This is a genomic window from Vibrio viridaestus (assembly GCF_003856525.1).
Lineage (GTDB): Bacteria > Pseudomonadota > Gammaproteobacteria > Enterobacterales > Vibrionaceae > Vibrio > Vibrio viridaestus.
This window is the reverse complement of the sequence record NZ_RJVQ01000011.1, coordinates 71,263-84,828: the sequence shown is the minus strand read 5'-3', so window position 1 is coordinate 84,828 and position 13,566 is coordinate 71,263. Positions and strand designations below refer to the sequence as shown.

Sequence of the window (13,566 nt, the reverse complement as noted above, 5' to 3'; positions counted from 1 at the left end):
CTCGGAAAGATGGGAAATAACGTAGTTGTTTTAGGCACCCAGTGGGGTGACGAAGGAAAAGGAAAAATTGTTGATCTGCTAACTGAAGACGCAAAATACGTCGTTCGCTATCAAGGTGGACACAATGCAGGTCATACTCTAGTCATCGACGGCGAAAAAACCGTTCTTCATTTGGTTCCATCCGGAATCTTACGTAACAACGTTAAATGCATCATTGGTAACGGCGTTGTACTCTCTCCAGAAGCTTTAATTAACGAAATGGAACCGCTAGAAGCTCGTGGTGTTCCTGTTCGTGACCGCTTATTCATTTCTGAAGCATGTCCTTTGATACTGCCATATCATATTGCTTTAGATCAGGCTCGTGAAGCTGCACGCGGTAAAAAAGCGATTGGTACAACAGGTCGTGGTATCGGTCCTGCATACGAAGATAAAGTTGCTCGTCGTGGTCTTCGCGTTGGTGACTTGTTCGATAAAGCAGCGTTTGCTGAAAAACTAAAAGAAGTCATGGAATTCCATAACTTCCAGTTAGTTAACTTTTATAAAGCTGAGCCAGTTAGCTACGAAGCTGTACTGGAGCAGGCTCTGGGTTATGCTGATCTGCTAACCTCAATGGTTATTGATGTTACTGACGAGCTTGATGCTGCCCGTAAGCGTGGTGATAAAATCATGTTTGAAGGTGCTCAAGGTACTCTTCTTGATATTGACCACGGTACTTACCCTTATGTGACTTCATCAAATACAACGGCTGGCGGTGTGGCTGCTGGTTCTGGTTTTGGTCCTCGTCACATTGGTTACATCTTGGGTATTGTTAAAGCATACTGTACACGAGTCGGTGCGGGTCCATTCCCAACTGAACTAGACGATGAAATCGGTAATCACTTAGGTACCAAAGGTGCTGAGTTTGGTGCAACAACTGGTCGTAAGCGCCGTTGTGGTTGGTTTGATGTTGTTGCATTGCGCCGTGCTATCCAGCTTAACTCAGTAACAGGTTTCTGTTTAACTAAACTAGACGTTCTTGACGGACTAGAAGAAATTAAAATCTGTACTGGTTACCAGATGAAAGACGGCTCGATCGCTGAAGTTTCTCCTTTGGCTGCTGATGCCTATGAAGGTCTAACTCCAATTTACGAAACTATGCCTGGTTGGTCTGAAGTAACATTCGGTGCTAAATCACTCGATGCGCTTCCTCAGGCTGCTCTTGATTATGTTAAACGTATCGAAGAGTTAACAGGCGTTCCTGTAGACATCATTTCTACTGGCCCTGATCGTAACGAAACGATTATCAAAGTTCACCCATTTAGCGTGTAATTTGATTCAAGATTTTTGTGTTAAAGCCGATGATATATTCATCGGCTTTTTTTATGGTTGTCGTTAAATTTTGCTCGGTTGTTTGTTTTTTGTACGATGCGGAATTTGTGCTAAAGTCTCTTAAGACAAAGCCGATAAGGTATCTGAACCCAGAGTGCTGGGAGACGATTTAGTCAACGACTTAAACTGAAATGAGTACAGCCATGATGCTACGAAAAGTAGCAGCTTCGATAATACTGTTTATGAGTGCTTCAGCTTATGCTGCGAATGCAGATGATGTAGGGGCGCCAGTGCCTATCTACTCCGAAGCTGAACTGATTAAATTAATTAATCAGAATAAACATTTAGAACGAGTAAAAGCTGATCAGTGCCAGCTTGTTGAAGATATCGTTGCTCGTGCAACACGTATCGATTTGCCCGCGTATGAGTTTCTTTATGGAGATATGCTAGCGTGGGGTGTGTGTGTTGATCAGGATGTCGAGTTGGGACTTTACTACATGGAAAGTGCCGCTCATCAAGGTTTGCCTGCTGCTCTAGAACGTTTGGGCCGCTACTACTCTCAGGGTATTCTTGTACAGCAAGACAAAGAGCGCGCTATACCGTACCTTCGAGAGGCGTCGGCAATGGGAGATCTGAATGCTCGAATTCAGTTAGCCGAGCTTCTTCTACGTAATTATGGTAGCCCACTGGATTATGAAGATGCTTATCGCTGGTTATACCATTCAGTGACAGCAGATACCCGTCTACACAAACGAATTTCCTTGCTTCGGCAGGGGCTAGCTGAGCGTATGCCAGAGAACATTATTGCCCGAGCAAAAATGCGCGAAACCTTCTGGTAATTTGATTACTCTCTCACTTTCAAAGCTCGAATGTCACTTTTCTGTGAATCTTTTCTGAATAAGCTGCTGATTTTGAAGAAATCGCAGCGATCTATTACTATATTGATTGATATATCTTGATTAGCGTTTACAGTAGACGTTCAAGAACCGTCGTAATATCCATCAGAGACCTTCCTAGGACCTTATATGTCTGACACTATTCAAAACGACCCATTTGCCGATCGTGAAGCAAGCAATTATGAAAATCCGATTCCTAGCCGCGAATTCATCTTGGATTTTCTCGCGAACGCAAATATTCCGATGAACCGCAATGATCTGTTTGAAGCACTCGAATTATCAGGTGAAGATCAGTATGAGGGCTTGAGAAGACGTCTTCGTGCAATGGAGCGTGATGGACAGCTTGTGTTTACCCGGCGCCAGTGTTACGCCCTACCAGATAAGCTAGAAATGGTGAAAGGCTATGTGATTGGACATAAAGATGGTCATGGATGGGTAAGACCTGAAGGCAGTGTTGGTAAAGATAACGATATATTACTACCTCATCATCAGATGAAAACGATCATCCATGGTGACTTCGTTTTGGTACAACCGACTGGAACGGATAAAAGAGGACGCAAAGAAGGTCGCTTGGTGCGAATTTTAGAAGAGCGCACCGGGCAAATCGTAGGACGTTTTTTCTTTGAAGCCGGATACTCTTATGTTGTACCCGATGATTCTCGTATTAGTCACGATATTCTGATTCCGAATGAACATCGTTATGCAGCGCGAATGGGGAATGTCGTTGTCATCGAGATCACTGACAGGGGCGGGCGTGCTCGTGGCATTATGGGGAAAGTTGTCGAAGTTCTGGGTGAAAATATGGCACCTGGAATGGAAACTCAAATCGCCATTCGTACCCATCAAATTCCACATGAATGGCCTGAAGAGGTCGAGCTGCAGATCAAACAGTTTGGCGAAGATGTGCCGGAAGAGGCGAAAAAAGGGCGTATAGACTTACGTGAATTGCCTTTGGTTACTATTGATGGGGAAGACGCGCGCGATTTTGATGACGCTGTGTACTGTGAGGCAAAAAAAGGTGGTGGATGGCGTTTATGGGTGGCCATTGCGGATGTGAGTTATTACGTCAGACCTGATACTGCATTGGATAAAGAAGCGATTAATCGTGGTAACTCGGTTTATTTTCCATCTCAAGTTGTACCAATGCTACCAGAGGTACTTTCGAACGGTCTGTGTTCTTTGAATCCACAGGTTGATCGTCTTTGTATGGTGTGTGAAATGACCATATCTGAAAATGGTAAGTTATCGGGTTATAAGCACTACGAAGCAGTAATGAATTCCCACGCACGTTTAACTTACAACAAAGTTGCTGCCATATTAGATGGTGACGCAGAGTTAATTGAACGCTATCAATCCTTAGTGCCGCATTTACAACAGCTGTATAGCATGTATGGTGTTTTAAAAGACGCTCGAGAGCAGCGCGGAGCGATTGAATTTGAAACCGTGGAAACCAAATTCATTTTCAATGCCCAACGTAAAATCGATCGCATTGAGCCCCTAGAACGAAATGATGCACATAAGATTATTGAAGAATGTATGATTCTGGCAAACATTGCATCAGCCTCTTTAGTTGAAAAAGCAAAAGAAGCAGCGTTGTACAGAATTCATGAAACACCAGGAGAAGAAAGGCTCACTGGATTTCGCGATTTTCTTGGGGAGTTAGGGCTAAACTTAACGGGTGGTTTAGAACCATCGCCAACAGATTACGCTATGCTGATGAAGCAAGTTGGTGAACGTCCGGATAAAGAACTGATTCAAACGATGCTGCTGAGATCAATGAAGCAAGCTGTTTATAATGCCGATAACTGCGGTCACTTTGGCTTGGCTCTGAAGCGTTATGCTCACTTCACTTCACCTATTCGTCGCTATCCAGATTTGTTACTGCACCGTGCGATTAAATATCTAATTGCGAAAAATGAAGGCACGAATACTGACCGTTGGACACCAACTGGCGGCTATCATTATGGCTTTGATGACATGGATTACTACGGTGAGCAGTGTTCAATGACTGAGCGTCGAGCTGACGACGCGACTCGTGAAGTATCTGACTGGCTGAAATGTGAATACATGCAAGATCATGTTGGAGAAGAGCTGGACGGTGTTATTGCCAATGTCACTGGATTTGGATTCTTTGTTCGATTAACGGAACTGCATATTGACGGATTGGTTCATATCTCTACACTAGCGAACGATTATTATCAGTTCGATCCGATTGGTCAGAGATTGATTGGCGAAAGCTTCGGGCATATCTATCGTTTAGGTGATGCTGTAAAAGTGAAAGTCTTGGCGGTTAACCTAGATGAACGACATATCGATTTTGAAATGGTTGAAACGAGCAGAGAGCTTCGAGGTAAAGGAAAAACAGCCAAGAAAAGGGCAGCAGAAGCACGAGCGAAAGTACGTGGCAAAAAAGAAGCTGTGCAGGGGAAACGTGCAGTCCCGGCAATCGAGCCTACGGTAAGGCCTGATAACGACTCTGAAAATGGAAAAGGTCGTACTCGTAAGAAGACCAAAGCGCAAAAGGCACGTAAGAAAAAGGCGAGAACGACTTCCGCCAAAAGCCGTAAGAAAGGTAAAGAATGAGTAACGAATTTATATATGGCATCCATGCAATTAATGCGGTGTTAGAAAAAAGCCCTGATCGCTTAATTGAAGCTTTTGTTCTGAAAGGACGTCAAGACGATAGATTAATGCCGGTATTGAATCAACTGCAACAAATGGGGATTTCAATCCAGCAAATGGGTCGTAAAGCTCTCGATGATAAAGCGCAAGGGGCGAATCATCAGGGGATCATTGCAAAAGTAAAACCGGCTAAGGCCCTTAATGAACATGATTTGGATGACATTCTCGCTACAGCAGATAAGCCACTGATTCTGGTTCTTGATGGTGTGACGGACCCTCATAACTTGGGAGCGTGTCTACGTAATGCGGACGCGGCGGGGGTTGCTGCTGTTATCGTGCCTAAAGATAAGTCGGCTCCCATGACAGCAACGGTCAGTAAAGTGGCTTGTGGAGCGGCTGAAACAGTACCTTTGGTGAGAGTAACTAACTTGGCTAGAACCATGCGTGCGTTGCAAGAAAAAGGTATTTGGTTTGTTGGAACGGCTGGTGAAGCGACACAAGATATATATCAGTCCAAATTGACAGGTCCTATTGCCATCGTTATGGGTGCTGAGGGTGATGGTATGCGCCGTTTAACTCGCGAAACATGTGATGAGCTGATTAAAATCCCAATGGCGGGAAGTGTGTCTAGCTTAAATGTTTCCGTTGCAACCGGCATCTGTTTATTTGAAGCCGTTCGTCAGCGTCTTCAGTCATAACTCCCTTCTCTACACTGCCAGTCGTTTTCGATAAAATTCATCGGGAAAACTGGCAGTTAAATTTATATCGTATAATTTTCACACAGAGCTTGTAACTGAGTTCTAACTCTGTATAATACGCCCCCACTGACTTAAGTCAGTTGTGAACCAATGAGCAACGAGGAGTAGGCACTGTGCCTAGTAATGTATACTCGGCTTATGTTCGCAGTTAATTAAAATTTAGCTCTCTATCTCATTGATAGAACTGGTTAATCACCTATTAGCTGACAACGCGCCCGATTTGGGTGCTACGGTTTCACATAAATCAATCGGCATTCTCTCACGAAAGAAAGTGAGTCAGAGTGGCGATATTGTTTGTGTAATTTAATTAGAATTGGAGCTCTGTCTCATGCAGAACCAACGTATCCGTATCCGCCTTAAAGCTTTCGATTATAAACTAATCGACGCTTCTACAGCGGAAATCGTTGAAACAGCAAAACGTACCGGCGCACAGGTTCGTGGTCCTATCCCACTACCTACCCGTAAAGAACGTTTCACTGTTCTTATCTCTCCTCACGTCAACAAGAAAGCTCGTGACCAGTACGAAATCCGTACTCACAAGCGTCTAATCGACATCGTTGAACCAACAGATAAAACTGTTGATGCACTGATGCGTCTAGATCTAGCTGCTGGCGTAGATGTACAAATCAGCCTAGGTTAAGGGAGATTAGAAGAATGATTGGTCTAGTCGGACGTAAAGTGGGTATGACCCGCGTATTTACTGAAGAAGGCGTCTCAATCCCAGTAACTGTTGTTGAAGTGCAAAACAACCGCGTAACTCAAGTTAAATCTCTTGAGTCTGATGGTTATGCTGCAATCCAGGTTACTGCAGGCGCTAAAAAAGCAAACCGTGTAACTAAGCCTGAAGCTGGTCACTATGCGAAAGCTGGTGTTGAAGCAGGTAACGGTTTGTGGGAATTCCGTTTAGAAAACGGTGAAGAGTTTGAAGTTGGCGCTGAGCTAAATGTTGAACTTTTCAATGAAATCAAGAAAGTAGACGTTACTGGTACATCTAAGGGTAAAGGTTTCCAAGGCGCTGTTAAGCGTTGGAACTTCCGTACTCAAGATATGACTCACGGTAACTCATTGTCTCACCGCGCTCCTGGTTCTATCGGTCAATGTCAGACTCCAGGTCGTGTATTTAAAGGCAAGAAGATGGCAGGTCACATGGGTGCTGAGCGTGTAACGACTCAAAACCTAGAGATCGTACGAGTTGACGCTGATCGTAATCTGCTTCTTATTAAAGGTGCAGTCCCAGGTTCAACTGGTGCTAACGTGATCGTTAAACCAGCTGTTAAAGCATAACGTCTAGGAGTAAGTAATGGAATTGATGGTTAAAGGTGCTGATGCACTAACTGTTTCCGAAACTACTTTCGGACGTGAGTTTAACGAAGCCCTTGTACACCAGGTAGTTGTTGCATTTGCAGCAGGTGCTCGTCAAGGTACTCGTGCTCAAAAAACACGTTCAGAAGTTTCTGGCGGTGGCGCTAAACCATGGCGTCAAAAAGGTACTGGTCGCGCTCGTGCTGGTACAATTCGTAGCCCAATCTGGCGTACAGGTGGTGTTACTTTTGCTGCGAAACCACAAGATCACAGCCAAAAAGTAAACAAAAAAATGTACCGCGGTGCTATGAAAGCAATTCTATCTGAGCTTGTTCGCCAAGAACGCCTAGTTGTTGTAGACAACTTCTCAGTAGAAGCACCAAAAACTAAAGAGCTAGTAGCTAAGCTTAAAGAACTTGAGCTTAACGATGTTCTTATCGTTACTGGCGAAGTAGACGAAAATCTATTCTTAGCTGCGCGTAACCTTTATAAAGTTGATGTTCGTGATGTTGCTGCTATCGATCCAGTTAGCCTAATCGCGTTTGACAAGGTTCTTATGACTGCTGCTGCAGTTAAGCAAGTTGAGGAGATGCTGGCATGATCAGTGAAGAGCGTCTACTAAAAGTTCTACGTGCTCCGCACATCTCTGAAAAAGCAACTATGGCTGCAGAGAAAGCGAACACTATCGTTTTCAAAGTAGCAAAAGATGCGACTAAGAAAGAGATCAAAGCAGCTGTAGAAAAGCTATTTGAAGTTGAAGTTGAATCTGTAAATACTCTTATCACTAAGGGTAAGACTAAGCGTCAAGGTCTACGCCAAGGTCGCCGTAGCGACGTTAAAAAAGCGTACGTTACTTTGAAAGAAGGTCAAGATCTTGACTTCGTTGGCGGCGCGGAATAACAGGAGTAGTTGAAAAATGGCTATTGTTAAATGTAAGCCGACTTCGGCTGGTCGTCGTCACGTAGTTAAAGTTGTTAACGCTGACCTATATAAAGGTAAGCCTTACGCACCACTTCTAGAGAAAAACTCTAAGAATGGTGGTCGTAACAACAACGGTCGTATTACTGTTCGTCACATTGGTGGCGGTCATAAACAACACTACCGTGTGATCGACTTTAAACGTACTAAAGATGGTATCCCAGCGAAAGTTGAGCGTATTGAATACGATCCAAACCGTAGCGCGAATATCGCACTAGTACTATATGCAGATGGTGAACGTCGTTACATCATCGCACCTAAAGGCATTCAAGCTGGCGATTCAATCCAATCAGGTGTTGATGCGCCAATCAAAGCTGGTAACACTCTACCAATGCGCAACATTCCAGTAGGTTCTACTGTACACTGTGTTGAGCTAAAACCAGGTAAAGGTGCTCAGCTTGCTCGTTCTGCTGGTGCATATGCACAAATCGTTGCTCGTGATGGTTCTTATGTAACTATCCGTCTACGTTCTGGCGAAATGCGTAAAGTTCTTTCTGAAGGCCGTGCAACAATCGGTGAAGTTGGTAACCACGAACACATGCTACGTGAACTAGGTAAAGCTGGTGCTAAACGTTGGCGCGGTGTTCGTCCAACTGTACGTGGTGTTGTAATGAACCCTGTTGATCACCCACATGGTGGTGGTGAAGGTCGTACTTCTGGTGGTCGTCACCCAGTATCTCCTTGGGGTATGCCAACTAAAGGCTACAAGACTCGTAAGAACAAACGCACTGACAAGTACATCGTACGTCGTCGTAATAAGTAATCTATTAAAGAGGATAAGCCATGCCACGTTCTCTCAAGAAAGGTCCATTTATTGACCTACACTTGCTGAAGAAGGTAGAGAAAGCGGTGGAAAGCGGAGACAAAAAGCCTATTAAGACTTGGTCCCGTCGTTCAATGATCATTCCATCAATGATTGGATTGACCATCGCTGTCCATAATGGTCGTCAACACGTTCCAGTTTTCGTAACTGACGAGATGATCGGTCACAAGTTGGGCGAATTTGCACCTACTCGAACTTACCGCGGTCACGCTGCGGATAAGAAAGCTAAGAAGAAATAAGGAGTAAAAAATGGAAGCTTTAGCTAAACATAACTTTGCTCGCATTTCTCCTCAGAAAGCTCGCTTAGTTGCAGATTTAATCCGCGGTAAGAATGTTGACCAAGCGCTAGAAATTCTGACTTTCAGCAACAAAAAAGCTGCTGACCTAGTTAAGAAAGTTCTTGAGTCAGCTATCGCTAACGCGGAGCACAACGAAGGTGCAGATATTGACGACCTACGTGTCGCTAAGATCTTCGTAGATGAGGGCCCTGTCATGAAGCGTATTATGCCTCGTGCCAAAGGCCGTGCGGATCGTATCTTGAAGCGTTCAAGCCACATTACTGTGGTTGTCGCAGATCGCTAAGAGACTAGGAGAGTAAGCAATGGGTCAGAAAGTACATCCTAATGGTATTCGTCTAGGCATCGTTAAGCCTTGGAATGCTACATGGTTTGCTAACACCAACGAATTCGCTGACAACCTAGACGGCGACTTCAAGGTACGTCAATTCCTAACTAAGGAATTGGCAAAAGCGTCTCTATCACGCATCGTTATCGAGCGTCCTGCTAAGAGTATTCGTGTGACTATTCACACTGCTCGCCCAGGTGTTGTTATCGGTAAGAAAGGTGAAGACGTTGAGAAGCTACGCGCTGCTGTAGCTAAAATCGCAGGTGTACCAGCGCAAATCAACATCGCTGAAGTACGTAAGCCTGAGCTAGACGGCCAATTAGTGGCTGATAGCATCGCGTCTCAACTAGAGCGTCGTGTTATGTTCCGTCGTGCTATGAAGCGTGCGGTACAGAATGCTATGCGTCTAGGCGCTAAAGGTATCAAAGTAGAAGTAAGTGGCCGTCTAGGCGGTGCTGAAATTGCACGTACTGAGTGGTATCGTGAAGGCCGTGTGCCTCTACACACTCTTCGTGCTGACATTGATTACGCAACTTCTTCGGCTCACACTCAATACGGTGTGATCGGCGTTAAAGTTTGGATCTTCAAGGGCGAAATCCTTGGTGGTATGCCAGCAGCTAACGCAGTTGAGCCAAAGGCTGACAAGCCTAAGAAGCAGCGTAAAGGCCGTAAGTAAGGAGTCGACAGATGCTACAACCTAAACGCACAAAGTTCCGTAAGGTTCATACTGGTCGTAACCGTGGTCTAGCTAAAGGTACTGAAGTATCATTCGGTACTTTCGGTTTAAAAGCTGTTGGCCGTGGTCGTCTAACTGCTCGTCAAATCGAAGCGGCACGTCGTGCGATGACACGTCACGTTAAGCGTCAAGGTAAAATCTGGATCCGTGTGTTCCCAGACAAACCTATCACTGAAAAACCACTTGAAGTTCGTCAAGGTAAGGGTAAAGGTAACGTTGAGTACTGGGTAGCCCAAATCCAACCTGGCAAGGTTATGTACGAAATGGGTGGTGTACCTGAAGAATTGGCACGTGAAGCATTTGCTCTAGCAGCTGCTAAACTGCCATTCAAGACTACTTTCGTAATTAAGCAGGTGATGTGATGAAAGCACAAGATCTACGCGAGAAAAGCGTTGAAGAGCTTAACGCTGAGCTAATGGGTTTACTACGTGAACAGTTCAACTTGCGCATGCAAGCTGCAACTGGTCAACTACAGCAAACTCATACTCTGAAAGCTGTACGCCGTGATATCGCACGTGTGAAAACTGTTTTGACTGAGAAGGCAGGCGCATAATGAGTGACAATATTCGTACTCAACAAGGCCGTGTAGTTAGCGACAAGATGGACAAATCTATCGTTGTTGCGATCGAACGTTTCGTAAAACACCCGATTTACGGAAAATACGTGAAACGCACGACAAAAGTACACGCACATGACGAAAGCAACGAGTGTGGCCTAGGCGATACTGTTGAAATTTCAGAATGTCGTCCACTGTCTAAGACTAAGTCTTGGACTTTGGTGAAAGTCGTAGAAAAAGCAAAAATTTAATTTGAATTTTCTATGATAAAAGCGGCCCCAAAAATATTTTTGGGGCCGTTTGTTTTTTGACTACCTTTTCGTAAAAAAGGGTGGTACAATTCGCGTCCCTTTAAAGAGGCAGCCCGACCCGAGAGGGTCTAGTTTTTAATATTTAGCGGAGCACTAACATGATCCAAATGCAAAGTATGCTGGACGCAGCTGATAACTCAGGCGCCCGCAGCGTAATGTGTATTAAGGTTCTGGGTGGCTCTCACCGTCGTTATGCACACATCGGTGACATCATTAAAGTTACTGTTAAGGAAGCAATTCCTCGCGGTAAAGTTAAAAAAGGTGATGTACTGAAGGCGGTGGTAGTTCGCACCCGTAAAGGCGTACGTCGTCCTGACGGTTCTGTCATTCGCTTCGACCGTAATGCTTGCGTACTGTTAAATAACAATACCGAGCAACCAATCGGTACACGTATCTTTGGTCCAGTGACTCGCGAACTTCGTAATGCAAAATTTATGAAGATCGTATCTCTGGCTCCAGAAGTATTGTAAGGAGCGTTCAAAGATGGCAGCTAAAATCCGTCGTAATGACGAAATCATCGTTCTTGCTGGTAAAGATAAAGGCAAGAAAGGTAAAGTATCTCAGGTTCTGACAACTGGTAAAGTTATCGTTGAAGGTATCAACCTTGTTAAAAAACACCAAAAGCCTGTTCCGGCTCTAGGTCAACAAGGTGGCATCGTTGAAAAAGAAGCAGCAATTGACGCTTCTAATGTTGCAATTTTCAATGCGGCTACTGGTAAAGCAGACCGTGTAGGTTTCCGTTTTGAGGAAGGCAAAAAAGTGCGTTTCTTCAAATCGAATGGCGAAACAATTAAGTAATTTGGAGTTCTACTATGGCGAAACTGCATGATTACTACAAGTCGTCTGTAGTCACTGAATTGACCAAACAATTCGGTTACACAAGCGTCATGCAAGTCCCTAGGATTGATAAAATCACCCTAAACATGGGCGTTGGTGAAGCAATCAACGATAAGAAACTGCTAGAAAATGCAGCATCTGATATGGCAACGATCTCTGGTCAGAAGCCACTTATCACTAAAGCGCGCAAATCTGTTGCAGGTTTCAAAATTCGTGAAGGCTACCCAATTGGTTGTAAAGTAACCTTGCGTGGCGAACGTATGTGGGATTTCTTAGAGCGTTTAATCTCTATTGCACTTCCACGTGTACGTGACTTCCGTGGTGTTAGCGCTAAGTCTTTTGACGGTCGCGGTAACTACAGCATGGGCGTTCGCGAGCAAATCATCTTCCCGGAAATCGACTACGATAAAGTCGATCGTGTTCGCGGTCTTGATATCACTATCACGACTACTGCGAAATCCGATGAGGAAGGCCGTGCTCTGCTGGCTGCCTTTAACTTCCCATTCCGCAAGTAAGGTGAAGGGTTACTGTTATGGCTAAAGTATCAATGAAAGCACGTGAAGCAAAACGTGCAAAGCTACAAGCTCAGTACGCAGAAAAGCGTGCAGCGCTAAAAGCAACAATTAACGATGTAAACGCATCTGAAGAAGAACGTTGGGATGCAGTGCTAAAACTACAAGCACTTCCACGTGATTCAAGTGCATCGCGTCAGCGCAACCGTTGTAACCAGACTGGTCGTCCACACGGTTACCTACGTAAGTTCGGTCTAAGCCGTATTAAAGTTCGTGAAGCTTGCATGAAAGGCGAGATTCCTGGACTTCGTAAGGCTAGCTGGTAATTGCCACTTAATCATTTGGAGTAAAGTTTATGAGCATGCAAGATCCGATTTCGGATATGCTGACCCGTATTCGTAACGGTCAGGCAGCAAACAAAGTTGCTGTTAAAATGCCTTCTTCAAAGCTAAAAGTTGCAATTGCTGCACTTCTAAAAGCTGAAGGTTATATCGAAGATTTCGCTGTTGAAGGCGAATCAAAAGTTGAGCTTGAAGTTACTTTAAAGTATTTCCAAGCAAAACCAGTAATCGAGCAAATCCAACGTGTTTCACGTCCTGGTCTGCGCGTTTATAAGAAAAAAGACGAGCTTCCATCAGTGATGGGTGGTCTCGGTGTTGCTGTTGTTTCTACTTCCAAGGGTCTTATGTCAGACCGTGCAGCTCGCAAAGCGGGTCTTGGTGGTGAAATCCTTTGCTACGTAGCTTAATATAAGGAGTAGATATGTCTCGTGTTGCTAAAGCACCTGTCGCTATTCCAGCTGGCGTAGAGGTGAAATTAAACGGCCAAGAGATCACTGTAAAAGGTCCTAAGGGTGAACTTACTCGCGTATTTAACGACGCTGTAGTAATCGCTCAAGAAGACAACAAATTTACATTTGGTCCTCGCGAAGGCGTTGTTAACGCTTGGGCACAAGCAGGTACTGCTCGCGCTCTAGTTAACAACATGGTTAAAGGTGTTGCAGAAGGCTTTTCTAAAAAGCTTGAGCTTAAAGGTGTTGGTTACCGTGCTGCTATCAAAGGCAACGCTGTAGCTCTAACTTTAGGTTTCTCACATCCTGTTGAGCATGAATTACCAGCAGGCATCAAAGCTGAGTGTCCAACTCAAACTGAAATCGTAATTTCAGGTTGTTCTAAAGAGTTGGTTGGTCAAGTTGCTGCGGATATTCGTTCTTACCGTCAACCTGAGCCTTATAAAGGTAAAGGTGTACGTTACGCAGATGAATATGTGCGTATTAAAGAAGCTAAGAAGAAGTAAGGTAACG

General features: G+C 44.5%; 21 protein-coding genes. All 21 read left to right on the top strand.

Going from position 1 to position 13,566, the window contains the following annotated elements:
- Positions 1-9: 9 nt before the first annotated feature.
- The 21 genes from EES38_RS18615 (at position 10) to rplF (ending at position 13,559) form a co-directional block, all read left to right on the top strand.
- A complete protein-coding gene (locus EES38_RS18615) occupies positions 10-1,308 on the top strand; it encodes an adenylosuccinate synthase (RefSeq protein ID WP_124938726.1) in 1,299 nt (432 codons plus the stop codon).
- Positions 1,309-1,511: 203 nt separating this feature from the next.
- Positions 1,512-2,147, top strand: a complete 636-nt coding sequence (gene motX, locus EES38_RS18610; protein ID WP_124938725.1) for a flagellar protein MotX — start codon at positions 1,512-1,514, stop codon at positions 2,145-2,147.
- A gap of 186 nt (positions 2,148-2,333) precedes the next feature.
- Positions 2,334-4,787 (top strand): ribonuclease R, encoded by a 2,454-nt coding sequence (gene rnr / locus EES38_RS18605; protein ID WP_124938724.1) that lies wholly within the window; start codon positions 2,334-2,336, stop codon positions 4,785-4,787.
- On the top strand, positions 4,784-5,524 hold the full coding sequence (rlmB, locus tag EES38_RS18600) for a 23S rRNA (guanosine(2251)-2'-O)-methyltransferase RlmB (RefSeq protein WP_124938723.1): 741 nt from the start codon (positions 4,784-4,786) through the stop codon (positions 5,522-5,524). The genes rnr and rlmB overlap by 4 nt, the downstream gene beginning before the upstream one ends.
- Positions 5,525-5,912: 388 nt before the next feature.
- Entirely contained in the window at positions 5,913-6,224 is a 312-nt protein-coding gene (rpsJ, locus tag EES38_RS18595) for a 30S ribosomal protein S10 (protein ID WP_004410492.1), read from the top strand.
- A gap of 14 nt (positions 6,225-6,238) precedes the next feature.
- A complete protein-coding gene (gene rplC / locus EES38_RS18590; protein ID WP_124938722.1) occupies positions 6,239-6,868 on the top strand; it encodes a 50S ribosomal protein L3 in 630 nt (209 codons plus the stop codon).
- 16 nt (positions 6,869-6,884) lie between these two features.
- Positions 6,885-7,487 carry a 50S ribosomal protein L4 gene (gene rplD / locus EES38_RS18585; protein ID WP_124938721.1) on the top strand — a complete coding sequence of 201 codons (603 nt, stop codon included), beginning with the start codon at positions 6,885-6,887 and terminating at the stop codon, positions 7,485-7,487.
- Entirely contained in the window at positions 7,484-7,786 is a 303-nt protein-coding gene (gene rplW / locus EES38_RS18580) for a 50S ribosomal protein L23 (RefSeq protein ID WP_124938720.1), read from the top strand. Before rplD ends, rplW begins: the two co-directional genes overlap by 4 nt.
- A 16-nt stretch (positions 7,787-7,802) precedes the next feature.
- The gene (gene rplB, locus EES38_RS18575; protein WP_124938719.1) at positions 7,803-8,627 is read left to right on the top strand and encodes a 50S ribosomal protein L2; all 825 of its coding nucleotides are present in this window, start codon (positions 7,803-7,805) and stop codon (positions 8,625-8,627) included.
- A gap of 20 nt (positions 8,628-8,647) precedes the next feature.
- Positions 8,648-8,926 (top strand): 30S ribosomal protein S19, encoded by a 279-nt coding sequence (rpsS, locus tag EES38_RS18570; RefSeq protein ID WP_004398469.1) that lies wholly within the window; start codon positions 8,648-8,650, stop codon positions 8,924-8,926.
- Positions 8,927-8,936: 10 nt separating this feature from the next.
- The gene (gene rplV, locus EES38_RS18565; RefSeq protein ID WP_124938718.1) at positions 8,937-9,269 is read left to right on the top strand and encodes a 50S ribosomal protein L22; all 333 of its coding nucleotides are present in this window, start codon (positions 8,937-8,939) and stop codon (positions 9,267-9,269) included.
- A 19-nt stretch (positions 9,270-9,288) separates the two neighbouring features.
- Entirely contained in the window at positions 9,289-9,987 is a 699-nt protein-coding gene (rpsC, locus tag EES38_RS18560) for a 30S ribosomal protein S3 (protein WP_124938717.1), read from the top strand.
- Between the two features lie 11 nt (positions 9,988-9,998).
- A complete protein-coding gene (rplP, locus tag EES38_RS18555; RefSeq protein WP_124938716.1) occupies positions 9,999-10,409 on the top strand; it encodes a 50S ribosomal protein L16 in 411 nt (136 codons plus the stop codon).
- On the top strand, positions 10,409-10,600 hold the full coding sequence (gene rpmC, locus EES38_RS18550; RefSeq protein WP_124938715.1) for a 50S ribosomal protein L29: 192 nt from the start codon (positions 10,409-10,411) through the stop codon (positions 10,598-10,600). The genes rplP and rpmC overlap by 1 nt, the downstream gene beginning before the upstream one ends.
- Positions 10,600-10,854 (top strand): 30S ribosomal protein S17, encoded by a 255-nt coding sequence (gene rpsQ / locus EES38_RS18545; RefSeq protein ID WP_124938714.1) that lies wholly within the window; start codon positions 10,600-10,602, stop codon positions 10,852-10,854. The genes rpmC and rpsQ overlap by 1 nt, the downstream gene beginning before the upstream one ends.
- A 158-nt stretch (positions 10,855-11,012) precedes the next feature.
- Entirely contained in the window at positions 11,013-11,384 is a 372-nt protein-coding gene (gene rplN, locus EES38_RS18540; RefSeq protein WP_124938713.1) for a 50S ribosomal protein L14, read from the top strand.
- 13 nt (positions 11,385-11,397) lie between these two features.
- A complete protein-coding gene (gene rplX / locus EES38_RS18535) occupies positions 11,398-11,712 on the top strand; it encodes a 50S ribosomal protein L24 (protein ID WP_124938712.1) in 315 nt (104 codons plus the stop codon).
- Between the two features lie 14 nt (positions 11,713-11,726).
- Positions 11,727-12,266: a 50S ribosomal protein L5 gene (rplE, locus tag EES38_RS18530; RefSeq protein WP_124938711.1), complete on the top strand. Its 540-nt coding sequence runs from the start codon at positions 11,727-11,729 to the stop codon at positions 12,264-12,266.
- A 17-nt stretch (positions 12,267-12,283) separates the two neighbouring features.
- On the top strand, positions 12,284-12,589 hold the full coding sequence (gene rpsN, locus EES38_RS18525) for a 30S ribosomal protein S14 (RefSeq protein WP_124938710.1): 306 nt from the start codon (positions 12,284-12,286) through the stop codon (positions 12,587-12,589).
- A gap of 29 nt (positions 12,590-12,618) precedes the next feature.
- A complete protein-coding gene (gene rpsH, locus EES38_RS18520) occupies positions 12,619-13,011 on the top strand; it encodes a 30S ribosomal protein S8 (protein WP_124938709.1) in 393 nt (130 codons plus the stop codon).
- Between the two features lie 14 nt (positions 13,012-13,025).
- Positions 13,026-13,559, top strand: a complete 534-nt coding sequence (rplF, locus tag EES38_RS18515) for a 50S ribosomal protein L6 (RefSeq protein ID WP_124938708.1) — start codon at positions 13,026-13,028, stop codon at positions 13,557-13,559.
- Positions 13,560-13,566: the final 7 nt, after the last annotated feature.